Source organism: Flexivirga sp. (genome assembly GCF_035551235.1).
Lineage (GTDB): Bacteria > Actinomycetota > Actinomycetes > Actinomycetales > Dermatophilaceae > Flexivirga.
This window is the reverse complement of the sequence record NZ_DASZNO010000036.1, coordinates 42,383-54,498: the sequence shown is the minus strand read 5'-3', so window position 1 is coordinate 54,498 and position 12,116 is coordinate 42,383. Positions and strand designations below refer to the sequence as shown.

General features: G+C 69.1%; 13 protein-coding genes. 7 read left to right on the top strand and 6 right to left on the bottom strand.

Features of this window, described 5'->3' with window-relative positions; translation table 11 throughout:
* Nucleotides 1-714 (top strand): flavodoxin-dependent (E)-4-hydroxy-3-methylbut-2-enyl-diphosphate synthase (locus tag VG502_RS12585; RefSeq protein ID WP_325550409.1); only part of this gene is annotated, 714 nt, incomplete at its 5' end.
* Here the strand turns inward: VG502_RS12585 and VG502_RS12580 are convergent.
* A complete protein-coding gene (locus VG502_RS12580; protein ID WP_325550408.1) occupies nucleotides 701-1,231 on the bottom strand; it encodes a DUF3995 domain-containing protein in 531 nt (176 codons plus the stop codon). The two genes, VG502_RS12585 and VG502_RS12580, sit on opposite strands and share 14 nt — an antisense overlap.
* A 22-nt stretch (nucleotides 1,232-1,253) precedes the next feature.
* Complete coding sequence (locus tag VG502_RS12575; protein ID WP_325550407.1) at nucleotides 1,254-1,880, bottom strand: DUF2867 domain-containing protein; 627 nt, start codon at nucleotides 1,878-1,880, stop codon at nucleotides 1,254-1,256.
* A gap of 108 nt (nucleotides 1,881-1,988) precedes the next feature.
* On the opposite strand from VG502_RS12575, the gene VG502_RS12570 reads away from it, so the two are divergent.
* From VG502_RS12570 to VG502_RS12560, 3 genes are read left to right on the top strand one after another with little or no spacing between them, the layout of a single operon-like run.
* A complete protein-coding gene (locus VG502_RS12570) occupies nucleotides 1,989-3,122 on the top strand; it encodes a sensor histidine kinase (RefSeq protein ID WP_325550406.1) in 1,134 nt (377 codons plus the stop codon).
* Entirely contained in the window at nucleotides 3,098-3,745 is a 648-nt protein-coding gene (locus VG502_RS12565) for a response regulator transcription factor (protein WP_325550405.1), read from the top strand. The genes VG502_RS12570 and VG502_RS12565 overlap by 25 nt, the downstream gene beginning before the upstream one ends.
* Before the next feature lie 42 nt (nucleotides 3,746-3,787).
* Nucleotides 3,788-5,557 carry an alpha/beta-hydrolase family protein gene (locus VG502_RS12560; RefSeq protein WP_325550404.1) on the top strand — a complete coding sequence of 590 codons (1,770 nt, stop codon included), beginning with the start codon at nucleotides 3,788-3,790 and terminating at the stop codon, nucleotides 5,555-5,557.
* Nucleotides 5,558-5,667: 110 nt separating this feature from the next.
* Here the strand turns inward: VG502_RS12560 and VG502_RS12555 are convergent, their stop codons facing one another.
* The gene (locus VG502_RS12555; protein WP_325550403.1) at nucleotides 5,668-6,240 is read right to left on the bottom strand and encodes a DUF402 domain-containing protein; all 573 of its coding nucleotides are present in this window, start codon (nucleotides 6,238-6,240) and stop codon (nucleotides 5,668-5,670) included.
* Nucleotides 6,241-6,322: 82 nt separating this feature from the next.
* Here VG502_RS12555 and VG502_RS12550 point away from each other — a divergent pair, with 82 nt between their 5' ends.
* Both VG502_RS12550 and VG502_RS12545 read left to right on the top strand, forming a co-directional pair.
* Nucleotides 6,323-7,165: a GNAT family N-acetyltransferase gene (locus VG502_RS12550; protein WP_325550402.1), complete on the top strand. Its 843-nt coding sequence runs from the start codon at nucleotides 6,323-6,325 to the stop codon at nucleotides 7,163-7,165.
* A gap of 12 nt (nucleotides 7,166-7,177) precedes the next feature.
* A complete protein-coding gene (locus tag VG502_RS12545) occupies nucleotides 7,178-7,567 on the top strand; it encodes a DoxX family protein (protein WP_325550401.1) in 390 nt (129 codons plus the stop codon).
* 7 nt (nucleotides 7,568-7,574) lie between these two features.
* Here VG502_RS12545 and VG502_RS12540 read toward each other — a convergent pair whose 3' ends face one another.
* From VG502_RS12540 to VG502_RS12530, 3 genes are read right to left on the bottom strand one after another with little or no spacing between them, the layout of a single operon-like run.
* On the bottom strand, nucleotides 7,575-8,918 hold the full coding sequence (locus VG502_RS12540) for a CoA transferase (RefSeq protein WP_325550400.1): 1,344 nt from the start codon (nucleotides 8,916-8,918) through the stop codon (nucleotides 7,575-7,577).
* Nucleotides 8,915-9,568, bottom strand: coding sequence for an MSMEG_1061 family FMN-dependent PPOX-type flavoprotein (locus VG502_RS12535; protein ID WP_325550399.1), 654 nt, complete (start codon nucleotides 9,566-9,568; stop codon nucleotides 8,915-8,917). The genes VG502_RS12540 and VG502_RS12535 overlap by 4 nt, the downstream gene beginning before the upstream one ends.
* A 6-nt stretch (nucleotides 9,569-9,574) precedes the next feature.
* Nucleotides 9,575-10,357 carry a maleylpyruvate isomerase family mycothiol-dependent enzyme gene (locus tag VG502_RS12530; protein WP_325550398.1) on the bottom strand — a complete coding sequence of 261 codons (783 nt, stop codon included), beginning with the start codon at nucleotides 10,355-10,357 and terminating at the stop codon, nucleotides 9,575-9,577.
* Between the two features lie 48 nt (nucleotides 10,358-10,405).
* On the opposite strand from VG502_RS12530, the gene VG502_RS12525 reads away from it, so the two are divergent.
* The gene (locus VG502_RS12525; RefSeq protein WP_325550397.1) at nucleotides 10,406-12,064 is read left to right on the top strand and encodes an acyl-CoA dehydrogenase family protein; all 1,659 of its coding nucleotides are present in this window, start codon (nucleotides 10,406-10,408) and stop codon (nucleotides 12,062-12,064) included.
* The last annotated feature ends 52 nt before the right edge of the window (nucleotides 12,065-12,116 follow it).

The window sequence follows — 12,116 nt, the reverse complement described above, 5'->3', positions numbered from 1 at the left end:
TCGCTGGACAAGCGGCTGCTGGAGAAGTACGGGAAGGCGACGCCGGAGGCGCTGGTCGAGTCGGCCGTCTGGGAGGCGTCGCTGTTCGAGGAGCACGACTTCCACGACTTCAAGATCTCGGTCAAGCACAACGACCCGGTCGTGATGGTGCGCGCCTACGAGTTGCTGGCCGAGCGCGGCGACTGGCCGCTGCACCTCGGTGTGACCGAGGCGGGCCCGGCGTTCCAGGGCACGATCAAGTCGGCCACCGCGTTCGGCGCCTTGCTGTCCAAGGGGATCGGCGACACCATTCGCGTGTCGTTGTCCGCGCCGCCGGTCGAGGAGATCAAGGTCGGCAACCAGATCCTGCAGTCGCTGAACCTCAAGCCCCGCAAGCTCGAGATCGTCTCCTGCCCCTCCTGCGGTCGCGCCCAGGTCGACGTCTACACGCTCGCCGAGCAGGTCACCGCAGGACTCGAAGGTATGACGGTGCCGCTGCGCGTCGCCGTGATGGGCTGCGTCGTCAACGGACCCGGCGAAGCGCGAGAGGCCGACCTCGGTGTCGCGTCGGGCAACGGCAAGGGCCAGATCTTCGTCAAGGGCGAGGTCATCAAGACCGTCCCGGAGGCGCAGATCGTCGAGACGCTCATCGAGGAGGCCATGCGCATCGCCGAGGAGATGGGCGAGCCGATCGACGAGGACTCGGCGGGAAGCCCGAACGTCACCGTCGGCTGACGGGGACACCCGTGCGGGCGCCCGCGCGTGTGCGGAGCCGCAGCCACAGCAACCCGTGCAGCAGCCCGCCGAGGACGAAGTAGGCGTCCATGGCCACGCCCGACCAGAGGGTGTATGCCGTCGGGTGGGCGTCACCGGTGACCTGCCGATCGCTCAGGCCGGTGAGGCCGTGCGCCGCCAGGCCGGTCTCGCGCAGCGCGTCGTCGAACAACCCTGCCGTGCCGCGTAGCAGCAGCAGCACACTGCCGGCGCCGATGCACATGACGACTAGTGAGCTGGGCAGCCCCGGGTGCCGGCCGGTGACGATCGCGGCCGGTAGCCAGATGCCCACCAGGAACATCGCGGCGACGACGATCGCGAATGCCGCATCCCCCGCCGACTCGATCTTCGGCAGTGGTTGGGTCGCGTCCCCGAAGCCGAAGCGGCCGCCGCAGAACCAGTAGATATGGAACGCGGTGAAGACCAGTGTCCACGTCAATGCGTAGGCAGCTGCCCGAATACTGCTGTCACGACTCATGATTGCCGCTCGTGAACCGTGCTCATGCCGGGCCGCTCTCTTCGAGCGCCTGCCACGAGCGCTCGACCTTGCGCAGCAGCGCCGGGTAGATCAACGCGTAGCGGAACGGTTGGATGCCGGTCAGGTAGAGACGCCCCGTGGTCCCGTTGGGCTTCGCGAGAACCGTCAATTGCGCTGTGTAGCAACCGGACTCGATCTCGACCCACCCCAGGTGGAGCACTCCGTGGCAGGTCGAGTTCGCCAGTTCGGCGGCGAATTCGTCACGCAGCAGGTAGAGCGACGTGAAGGGCAGTCGCGCGAAGTCGGGACCGATCGGTGCGTCCAGCAGGTCTTCCGGAAGTCGGGCACTGAGTGACGGCACCCGGATGCCGACGCCGTTCTGCGGGTCGTCCCAGTTCAGCAGGCTGCCGAGTCCCCAGCGCACCGCCCACACGAGACGGACGATCGGGGAGTTGTCATCCTCCATCGCTCCCGCGGCGACGACTTCCGCCAGCCGCGCGAGATCGTCCGGTCCGCCCGGCGTCGGCAACTGCCAGACGTCGACGAGCTCGAAATCGGCTGCGATCTCATGGATTCGCCACGGGCGGTCGCGGAACTCGCTGTTCGGCAGCCGACGTCCCGTGAGTTTGGGTGCGCGAAGTGTGTTCATGCCGACCACGATTCAGCGGCAGCCGCGAGCACGATTCCCCTGTGCGGGTATTCGCCGTCCCTCGCGCGAGGGAGTCGCCGCGGCGTCGTCTCGTGACAGCATGGGCGGGTGCGGAGAGGGACACGTGGCGCGGCATACCTCGTGCTGGGCGCTGCCGGCGCAGCCCTGCTGGGGTGGCTCATCTACGCCTTCACCATCTCCGTTCAAGGGTCGTCCGGACGGGACCGGGTCTTCGTCATCGCGCTCGCCGGCGTCGCCGTCGTCGTCGCTGCGATCGTGCTGCTGAGTCCGCCGGTGCGTGATGCCGAGGTGGCGATGGCCCGCCCGCTCCTCGGTGTGAGCCTGCCTGCTGTCCGGGACCGGCATTCCTGGGCGAGCCGCTGGCGGGGCGCCGCATGGGCCGGTTGGGTGCTGGTCGTCGGCGCGGTGGCGGCGATCACCCTGCTCGCCGGTGTGCCGGGCGGTGTGGGCCTGATCGTCACGGGCGCGGGAAGTGCAGGACAGCTGCTCTGGCGCGTGCCGGCGGGAATTGCGCTGGTCCTCGGATCCTTCGCGATCCAAGCGGTTTTCGGCTGGTTGCTCGCCGTATCCGCGCCGAAGATCCTGGGCCCCACACTCGCCGACCGACTCGCGCTGGCCGCTGACCGGGAGCGTGAGCTCGCGCGCAGCAACGAACTCGCTCGGGAACTGCACGACACGATCGGACACTCGTTGACCGCGATCAGTGTCCAGGCCGAAGCCGGGCGCGCTGTGGGCCTGTCCGATCCCCAGGTGGCGCACCGCGCTTTCGAGCGCATCAGCGCGACGGCCGCGGCTGCACTGGAGGAGTTGGACACGGTGCTCGGCGCGTTGCGGGGTGGGCCACGGGGCAGGTCGGCAGCCGAGCTGGCGGGTCTCGTGCATGCCGCCGCCACCCCTGAACCTTCGGTCCTGGAGATGATCGGTGACTGGGACGCCATACCCGAGTCACTCAGCGGTGAGGTTTTCCGAATCGTCCAGGAGGGACTGACGAATGCCGTCAAGCACGGTGTGGGAGCAGCGCGCGTGCGGGTGGTGATCGGGTCGTCGGCAACCGTAACGATCACCAATCCGATTTCGGGCGAACCTGATTCGTCCACTCGCAAGGGCAGGGGACTGGTCGGTCTTCAGGAGCGCGCGACACTGGCAGGCGGCACGGTCGAAGCCGGCCCCACCTCCAACGGGAAGGAATGGAAACTGTGTGCCCGTCTACCGATCTGCTGATCCGGGTGCTCGTCGCGGATGACGACGAGATGGTCCGTGACGGATTCGCCGCGATCCTCGGTGCCCAACCGGACATCGAGATCGTCGGCTCGGCCGACGACGGCGTCACGGCGCTGCAGGCCGTCCGCGAACATCGTCCCGACGTCGTCGTCATGGATGTGCGTATGCCGCGGATGGACGGCATCGAGTCGACGCGACGGCTGCTGGCCGCACCCGACGCCCCGAAGATCCTGGTGGTCACGACGTTCGAGCACGACTCCTACGTCTATGACGCGCTCGTCGCCGGTGCGCACGGCTTCCTGCTCAAGCGTTCCGGTGCCGCGCAGCTGGTGTCGGCCGTGCGCGCGCTGGCGCGACTGGACGTCGTGCTCTTCCCGGAGTCGATCCGTGAACTCGTCGACTCCCGGCCGACGCGCGGGCGCACCCTGCCGCGACTCACCGAACGCGAGCAGGAGGTGCTGCGACTGCTCGCCCGCGGTATGACGAACGCCGAGATCGCCGCTGATCTCTTCGTCGGCGTGGAGACGGTCAAGTCGCATGTCGCGACGCTGCTCGCCAAACTGTCGGCACGGGACCGGACACAGGCCGTGATCGCGGCATACGAGAGCGGGTTCGTGGACTGACCGCAGCGCTCCCGCGTCATACCTGCTGGATACGCTGCGAGGGTGACGACCCGCGAAGAACCCCAGTCGGTCGCCATCGCTGACATCTCCGAGGACCGTGACGGTCCCGAACTCGAAACGGCCGACGAGCCAAGCGCGTTCGTGCGGTTCCTGATGCGACGGTCGGTCGCCGGACTGGTGGTCGGTTGGCTCGCTCTGCTCGTCAGTTTCGCACCCAGTCTGTTGCCGAGGCCGTGGGCTGTGCAGGCGGTGGCCTCCGCACTCTCGGCGGTCACCGGGTATGCCGCCGGGGCCCTCCTCGGCTCGGTCGCATCGGTGGTCTTCGGCTGGCTCGGCGTGCGGGTGCTTGTCGCCGACCACGCCCACCGGACCCGGCTGCACATCGTGCTCTGGACGCTCGCGATCGCCGTCACGATCACGGTCTGGTTCGCGGGCTACCGCGGTCGCCGGCACAGCGCGCGTCTCGTGGACCTGCCCGAGCCGTCGTTGTGGACCGACGCGCTGTCGCTGGTCGCGGCGGTCGCGCTGACCGCCATACTCATGGCGATCATCTGGACCGTGCGCGGTGCCTTCCGCGCCTCGCGTTTCGTCCTCGGCTTCGCACTGCCCAAGCCGCTGGCCGGCCTGCTCGCGGTGTGCCTGGTGGCGGGATCGGTGACCTGGCTGACGCGCAGCGTCATCGCCGTCAAAGGCTTGGAAGCACTCTCCGCATCGGCGTCGAAGGTCAACGACGATCCGCCCGAAGGATTGCACGCGCCGGCGTCACCGCTGGTCTCCGGGAGCAAGGGGTCGACCCAGCCGTGGTCGGCGCTGGGCCGCGAGGGCCAGATCTACACCGCGCACGCCCCGGACCCGGCAGCGATCTCGGCGATCACCGGGCGGGCGGCGAAGCAACCGATCCGGCTGTATGCCGCACCCGAGACCGGTGACGTCGATCCGCACGAACTGGTGCAGACCATCGTCAAGGAGATACAGCGCACGGGGGCGCTTGATCGCAAGTACGTCAACGTGGTCGGCACCACGGGCAGCGGCTGGGTCGACGAATACAACGTGCGCACCCTCGAGGTGCTGACCGGCGGCGACGTCGCGACCGTGGCCGTCCAGTACTCCTTCCTACCGAGCGTCGTCCAGTTCCTGACCAACCGGACCCTGCCCGCCGAGGTCGGGTCCGCGCTGGTCCGTGAGGTCACCAGGCTCATCGAGCAGCGACCGGCCGGCTCGCGACCGCGCCTGCTGCTGTCCGGTGAGTCGCTCGGCGCCCTCAGCACCGAAGCCGCATTCAGCCGGGGCGACCAGCTGCTCCGGGCGGTCGACGGCGCGCTCTGGAGCGGGACGCCGAACTCCACACCTCTCTGGCGCTCGCTCACCAAGAGCAGGCAGCGGGGGAGTCCGCAGGTGGCGCCGCTCATCGACAACGGGCGGCACATCCGCTTCGCCGGCAACCCGCGCCAGATCGACCACGACGCCTACGGGCGTCCGCTGCCGAGGGAATGGGACTCGCCCCGGGTGCTGTTCATGCAGCACCCGTCCGACCCGATCGTGTGGTGGGACCCGTCACTGATCTACCAACAGCCCGCGTGGACCCGCGAACGCGCCGGGCACGACGTCGACAAGGACCTCACCTGGTACCCCTTGATCACGTTCTGGCTGACGACGGTCGACCTGATCTCGGCGAACTCCTCGGTCGGCGGCCACGGCCATCGCTACCGTTCCGAACTCATCGACGGATGGGCGGGCGTGCTCGGTATGACGGTGAGTCCGCGCGAGAAGGCCGCGATCACGGCGTCGGTCGAAGCATTCGACAAGGAGTGACGGGGAACAAGGAACGCCACAACGCGGCTTCTACTTCCACACCGGGCCCGAGACGCTCTTCGCCGATTTCGGTTTCGAGCGCGACCGCAGGATCGCCAAGTGGCGGTGGGTCATGCGCCTTGTGCTCGACTGAGCGTTTCGGCCAGCCGGCGCATCCATCGCCACCCCGTGTCGTCGAACGGCGGACGGCCGTCGCGCAGCGCCCCGAAAACGGCGCGGGTGTCGTCCTCGGCTCGGCGTATGACGTCGGCCGGGTAGCCGAATTGCCGCTGATGCTCTGCGAATTCGTCCTCGTCGTCGACGTAGGCGAAGCCGTTCGCCCGGCGGACGACGTCCAGGTCGAGATCGATCATCGTCACTCGCCAGCCGCCGTCGTCCGTGCGTGACCAGACCGGCGGGGTGGTGGTGTCGACATACACGACGACCTGCTCGGCTCGTCCGGTCGACTCATTGAAAGCCGGCGTGTAACCCCCGCCGGGGAAGAGCGAGACCGAGTCGCACTCGATGTCGAACGCAGCGCCCGGTCGCTCGAAGTGGGTGCCCTCGGGGAAGCCGACCCAGCAGCCGTGCTCGTCGACACCCAGCAGCGTGCCCATGCTCTGCCAGTGCGGCGTCCCGTCCCATTTGCGGTAGTCGACATGAACGGCTGTGCCGGGAGGGTCGGAGGCGGTGGGAGTTGTCATCACCGGCACTGTAACGAGAGACACCAGGAATCGATCAGCGGTTTTCGATGTGCAGGGCATCTGTGGGTGCAAGGCTGGTGCCGTGTTACGGACGCTGAGCGGCGCCCGCGCCCTGGGGCCGGGCGATTTCCCGGCGGCGTTGGACCTGTGTGCTGTGGACCCGCTGGCCAACGTCTTCGTTGCCGCGCGCCTGATCGAGGGTGGGCCGTCGTATGCCGGAGCGCTGCTCGGCACCGATGACGGCAGGCGGTTGCGGTCGATGTGCTGGACTTCGGCGAACGTCGTCCCGATCGGTGCCGATGAGGCAGCCCTGGACGCGTTCGCCTCCCGGTTGCGCCGCAAGCGCCGCCGCTGCTCATCGATCTTCGGGGACGCCGATCAGGTGCTGGGGCTCTGGGCTCGGTTGGAGCGGCACTGGGGCGACGCGCGCTCGGTGCGTCCGGATCAGCCGATGATGGCGGTCTCGGCGGTGCCCGCGAAGGGATCCGGCCCGGTCGACGCACGGGTGCGCCGGGCGCGCCTCGATGAGGTCGACCAGGTGCTGCCGGCATCGGCGGCGATGTTCACCGAGGAGATCGGCTACCCGCCATACATCGGCTCGGACCGCGAATACCGGCGCATGGTCACGTCTCTGGTGAGCGCCGGTCACACCTTCGTGGTGACCGAGGGGCACGAGGTGATCTTCAAGGCGGATGTCGGCTCGTTGGCCGCCGGGGTGGCGCAGTTGCAAGGCGTCTGGGTCGCGCCGAAGCATCGCGGGAAGGGTATGGCGACACCGGCGATGCGGGCCGTGGTGCGGCAGGTCATCGAGACGATCGCACCGACCGTGACGCTCTACGTCAACGCCTACAACGAGCCGGCCCTGCGGACCTACCACTCCGCCGGCTTCCGGCAGGTCGGAAAGTTCGCGACCGTCATCCTCTGACAGGATCGGCGGATGGTTTCCTCCCTGACCCCGACGGCCAAGGTGCTCGTGGCGGCGTTCGCCACCTCCGGCGTCATCCATCTGGTCCGCCCCAAGACGTTCCTGCCGAGTATGCCGCGTCGGGTGCCGCGTCAGATCGACGTGATCCGCGCGTCAGGGGTCGCCGAACTTGCTTGTGCTGCAGGCCTTCTCGCGCCACCCACCCGGCGCCTCGCCGGCACCGCCTCCGCGGCGCTGCTGGTCGGTGTCTTCCCGGCCAACGTGCAGATGGCGGCCGACGCTGCCCGGGTCGTCACCGACCGGGGCTCGTCCCCGAAGCGCAGTGCCTACCTCGCCGGCACGCTCGCGCGGCTTCCGCTGCAGTGGCCGCTGATCCGCGCGGCCTGGGGCGCGGGGCGCTGACCGGCGGTCAGTCCTCCAGCCACCATTCGGGCGGGTCCTGCCCGTAGCGCCGTGGCGGTGACGGGAAATCCAGCGGGACATCGCCCACGAAGAGCGGCGGCCGCACGTATTCGATTGTCCCGTATGTCGATTCGCTCGTCGCCAGCCACAGCGGGCAGTCCGGACCATCGAAGGTCTCCTCGACCTGGGTGGCCGTTGCCGGATGATGCAGCAGCCACTCGGCGGTGCGCGCCAGGGCGAGCCGGGCGCTGCCGCCGCCTTCGTGCGGGCGCCGGGTGAGCAGCCGCAGCGCGGCGGCGGCCATCAGGTAACCGGTTGCGTGGTCCAGCGCCTGCACCGGCAGCGCACCGGGCGTGCCGTCCGCATCGGCATAGGTCGTCGCGATCCCGCTGACCGCCTGGACGATGCTGTCGAATCCGCGTTCGCCGCCCCACGGGCCGGAGTCGCCCCAGGCGGAGAGTTCGACGACGACCAGGTGCGGGTGGTCGGCCAGCAACGACTCCCGGTCGAGCCCGAAGCGGCGCAGTGCGCCCGGGCGGTAGCCCGTCAGCACGATGTCCGCGGTGCCGGCCAGCGACCGGGCGACCGTGTGCCCCTCTTCGTCGCCGAAATCGAGGGTGGTGGTCCGCTTGGCGAAACCGGTGTCCAGGTGTTGGTCGAGCAACTCCGGCGACGTCGGCCGGTCGATGTGCAGCACGTCGGCGCCGAGTGCCCCGAGGAAGCGGGCGGCGGTGGGGCCGGCGATCACGCGGGTGAGGTCCAGGACGCGAATGCCCTGTAACGGCAATGAGGTCGACGACGGCAGGCGTCGGGTTGCGCCGGTTGACGAGCCGATGCTCACCAGCTGGCGGTCCTCGATCGCTGCTGCGTGGTGAGGGTGTGCCCGCCATACCTCCGGGGCGCGAACTGCTCCCGCAATGCCTCCGGCCGCCCGCAGGGTCTCCTCGAGGCGGGCCGCCTCCCGCTCCTGTATGGCGCTCTGCGCGCCCGACCGGTCCGTCACGCCCAGCACCGACCGGATGACCGCGGCATGGTGGGGGTAGTTGCCGTGCAACCGGATCCAACCGTCCGCGGTGCGGAAGAAACCGGACAGCTCTCCCCACCCACTGACCGGCTCGCCCGCGACCCGTAGCCGGCCTATCGACCCGAAGGATGCGCCGACCAGGCCGCTGGGAACGAAGGCACGCCAGGGCGAATTCCGCGCAGCAGCAAGGGCATTCGCTGCCGATGCAGCCGCGGCAACACTGCCGACGGCGAGGCCCTCGACATCGAGTGGACCGTCCCACCAGCGCCTCGGTCCGCGTGCGAGCTCGTCGGTCGCCCAGGGGACGGGCAGCTTCGGCCAGGTCACGAGCACGGGTAGAGCGCTGCGGCGTAGCGGTCGTCGCGGTAATGCTCCTCGACGACGTCCGGGTCGTCCCCGGCGCGCCAGAGCGCCTTGGCGACGTCGGCATACCGCGCGACGGCCTCCGGCTGCCAGGTCTCGGGCCGCCATACCTTGGCCCGCATGAACGCCTTGGGGCAGTGGTAGAAGACCTCCTCGATGTGCACGATGAGCACCAGCGCCGGTCGGTGTCCCTGCACGACCAGGTCGTCGAAGAACGGCCCGTCGGTCACCAACTGCCCAACACCGTTGACCCGCAACGTGTCCGGGCGGCCGGGGATGACGAAGTTGAGCCCGACATGCGGGTTGGCGAGGAGATTGTGGAATCCGTCCATCCGCTTGTTGCCGTTGCGCTCGGGGATCACCAGGGTGTTGTCGTCCAGCACGTGGCCGATGCCCGCGGGGTCGCCCTTGGGCGAGACATCGCAGCGCCCGTCGGGCGTCGCGGTTCCGACGAACACCAGTGGTGAAACGGCCAGCCAGTCCCGGTCCAGCGGGTGCAGGTGGTCCCGCACCTTGTCGCGCGTGGGCGGATCGGGCCGGCCGAACGTCTCGAGCTCCTCGGGCGTGGTCACCGTGGGCAGGTCGCGATAGGGGTTGTTCTGCTCGTCATACATCAGGGTTCACCATTCGATACGGAGATGTTCGCGCCAGAAGGTGAGCACGTCGACTCCCTCCTGCTGGATCTCGTCGCCGCGGTTCCAGAGGCCGAGGTAGAGCTGTGTCGCCGTGCCGCGCAGGCGCGCGTCGGGCTCGTCCTCGGTCGCACCCTCATCGCACACCGCCGGCTCGCCGGACAACCGCAAGGTCCACGACCGCCCGATGTCGGTCGCCTCGATGACGACGCTCACGGTCTCGCCCGATGAGGTGCGCAGCTCCTCGCGTTCGCGAGTGGCGAAACCCCGCAGCACCTCGTCGATCCCGTCCGCGGCGAGATCGGCGTCGATATCGGTCCGGTCGGCGTCCGGGACGCGTCCCATCTGGGCGCTCAGGCCGTCGACGGCGTGGATCGTCGTCTCGTGGCACTGCCGGCGGGCCCAGGCGAGCCTGGCGGGCGGTGCGTCGTTGAGGAAGAAGAACCGCTCCAGGTCGATCGGTGCCTCCTCCAATGCGTCGGCGAGGTCCCCGGCGCCGGCCAGCAGCCACCCACCTGTGTCGTCGACGAGCATGCCGTCGACCTCGAAGCCGTCGGTCGCCTCGGCGGCGGTTCGCGCGTCGAGTTGTCCGCGCACGATGCCGGCGGCCCAGCGGTGGACCATGCCGGTGTGGGCCAGCAACTGCCGCACGTTCCACTCGGGACAGGTCGGAACGTCGTGGTCGTAGATGTCCAGGCTGTGCTCGCTGAGGCGTTCGGCCGCGGCGTAGAGCGCGTCGACGTAGTCCTCGAACTCAAGCGATGCGGGCATGGGTCGACCGTAACGTGACCGAGCCGCCCGATGCGTAACCTTTTGGGTATGGCGGACCCGACTGACCTCTTCGCACGAACTCCGAGCAACCAGCCACCTCTGCTGGCCGGGCACAACACCGTCACCGGCGACGCGGCGCTGCTCGATGCGGTCCGTGCCCAGGCCGGCGACGCGGCCCCGCAACTGATCGAGTCGCTCGTGCCGCTCGGTGCGGTGGCCGGTTCGGCGGAGGCCCGGGAGCACGGCCTGCTCGCCAATGCGCACGAGCCGGTCTTCCGGCCGGTCGATCGTTTCGGGACCCGGGTCGACGAGGTCGACTTCCACCCCAGCTGGCACTGGATGCTCGACAAGGGCATCGGTTTCGGGCTGACCGGCGCACCGTGGACGTCGCAGGAGCCGATGCCGCATGTGCGTCGCGCCGCGGCATACATCGCCTGGAGCGCGATCGAGCCGGGGCACGGCTGCCCGATGACGATGACGTATGCCGCGGTGCCCGCGCTGCGAGCCGACGCCGGCCTCGCTGCCGAGCTGATCCCTGGATTGTGCTCTGCCACCTACGATTCCGGGTTGCGTCCGATTGCTGACAAGCGCGGCCTGCTCGCCGGCATGGGTATGACGGAGAAGCAGGGCGGCTCCGATGTGCGCACCAACACCACGGTCGCGACACCGAGTGCCGACGGCAGCTATCGCCTGACCGGGCACAAGTGGTTCACCTCGGCACCGATGAACGACATCTTCCTGGTGCTCGCGCAGGCACCGGGCGGCCTGTCGTGCTTCGTGGTCTCGCGAGTGCTGCCCGACGGCTCGCGAAACCCACTGCAGATCGTGCGGTTGAAGGACAAGCTCGGCAACCGCTCCAACGCCTCCAGTGAGCTGGAGTTCACCGGCACCCATGCACGCCTGCTCGGCGACGAGGGCTCGGGCGTGCGCACCATCATCGAGATGGTCGCGGCCACCCGGCTGGACTGCGTGCTGGGCTCCTCGGCACTGATGCGGCGCAGTCTTGCGGAGGCGGTCTGGCACGCACAGCACCGCAGCGCGTTCGGTGGTCTGCTCGTGGACAAGCCCGCGATGCGAAACGTGCTGGCAGACCTCGCGATCGAGTCGGAGGCGGCGACCGCGATCGGGCTGCGATTGGCTCGCGCGGTGGAGTCGCCGGATGATCCGGCCCAGCGGGCACTGCGCCGGATCGGGTTGCCGCTGGCGAAGTTCTGGGTCTGCAAGCGCACCTCCTTCCACGTCGCGGAGGCGTTGGAGGTGCTCGGCGGCAACGGGTATGTCGAGGACTCCGGCCTGCCGATGCTCTTCCGGGAGTCGCCGCTGAACTCCATCTGGGAGGGCAGCGGCAACGTCAACGCGCTGGACGTGCTGCGTGTGCTGCAACGCCAGCCGGAGGGCGTCGACGCGTGGCGGGACGAGGTCGAGGCGGCCGGCGTCCCCGAGTTGCACGACGCCGTGACCGAGGTGCTGAAAACCATTGCGAATCTTGTCGATCCGTCGGATGCGGAATACGTCGCCCGCTGGCTCGCCTCGCGTATGGCGGTCCTGCTGCAGGCGAGTCTGCTGGTCCGACAGGCACCGACCGCGGTGTCCGAGGCGTTCCTGGTCTCACGGATCCTCGGCCGGCACGCGGGCGTCTTCGGCACCCTGCCACCCGGCCTCGACACAGCTTCGATCGTGAACCGCGCAGCCCCTCATCGCGAATGACGGCTTCCTCGCCGAGTGACGGCCGGAGCGGACCGTCACTCGGCGAGTGGAC

Bases quoted from the DNA above. Each gene is read 5' to 3' on its own strand.
- VG502_RS12580 (WP_325550408.1), bottom strand. From the start codon at position 1,231: ATGAGTCGTGACAGCAGTATTCGGGCAGCTGCCTACGCATTGACGTGG.
- VG502_RS12575 (WP_325550407.1), bottom strand. From the start codon at position 1,880: ATGAACACACTTCGCGCACCCAAACTCACGGGACGTCGGCTGCCGAAC.
- VG502_RS12555 (WP_325550403.1), bottom strand. From the start codon at position 6,240: ATGACAACTCCCACCGCCTCCGACCCTCCCGGCACAGCCGTTCATGTC.
- VG502_RS12545 (WP_325550401.1), top strand. From the start codon at position 7,178: ATGGTTTCCTCCCTGACCCCGACGGCCAAGGTGCTCGTGGCGGCGTTC.
- VG502_RS12535 (WP_325550399.1), bottom strand. From the start codon at position 9,568: ATGTATGACGAGCAGAACAACCCCTATCGCGACCTGCCCACGGTGACC.
- VG502_RS12530 (WP_325550398.1), bottom strand. From the start codon at position 10,357: ATGCCCGCATCGCTTGAGTTCGAGGACTACGTCGACGCGCTCTACGCC.
- VG502_RS12525 (WP_325550397.1), top strand. From the start codon at position 10,406: ATGGCGGACCCGACTGACCTCTTCGCACGAACTCCGAGCAACCAGCCA.